This is a genomic window from Clostridioides sp. ZZV15-6597 (assembly GCF_020657815.1).
Taxonomy (GTDB): domain Bacteria; phylum Bacillota; class Clostridia; order Peptostreptococcales; family Peptostreptococcaceae; genus Clostridioides.
This window is the reverse complement of the sequence record NZ_JAGWCT010000235.1, coordinates 1-764: the sequence shown is the minus strand read 5'-3', so window position 1 is coordinate 764 and position 764 is coordinate 1. Positions and strand designations below refer to the sequence as shown.

At 22.8% G+C, this 764-nt stretch carries 1 pseudogene; it reads left to right on the top strand.

Features of this window, described 5'->3' with window-relative positions:
- Positions 1–117: 117 nt before the first annotated feature.
- A pseudogene (locus KGF52_RS21030) lies at positions 118–764 on the top strand (HTH domain-containing protein); the annotation flags it as partial.

The following is a 764-nucleotide window of genomic DNA, read 5'->3' as shown; positions in this document are numbered from 1 at the left end:
TATAATAACAATATAAGCATCTTACACAAATCGATATTAAATTACACAAGTGATAAAAAACAAAATAATTTTACATTATTTTTAGAACGTAAGAATAAATAATAGGGAGGTGTAAGAGTGCGAATATTAAATATTATAAATGATTTAGAAGACACAAATAAGTATCTATCTATAGCATATTTTATAGATAAGTATTCTGTGTCTAAAAGAACACTACAAAATGATTTTTCATATTTATCTAAAGTATCTAGTGATAAAGGTTTTAATATAATACAAAAAAGAGGGTTAGGTTATTTATTAGAGATTGAAGATAGTACTTTATTTGAGAAATTTAAAGTTGAGTTATCTAAGTATCTAGATCAACCTAAGTTAAACGTTGAAAGTATAATTTCATGTATTATCTTAAATGAAGATTATATAACTATAGACAAAATACTAGGTAAATTAAGGTCAAGTAGGTCAGTAGTAAAAGGATATAAAGAAGATATTGATTCTTATTTAGAAAAATACAATCTTAAGCTAGAAAGAAAATCTCACTATGGATTAAGAATTATGAATAGCATGAAAGAAAGAAGAGAATTGATAGTAGACCTTTATATAAAAGAAAATGAAATTATAGAAGAGTATATTGATAGTGGTTTGGAAAACGATTTTAAAAAAATACAGGAAAAATTTATCAGTAAATTAAGAGAAAATAATTTAGTCATAAATTATATGGAACTAAAAGAAATACTTTCTTGGTTAAAAGTAACTATGTATATAGA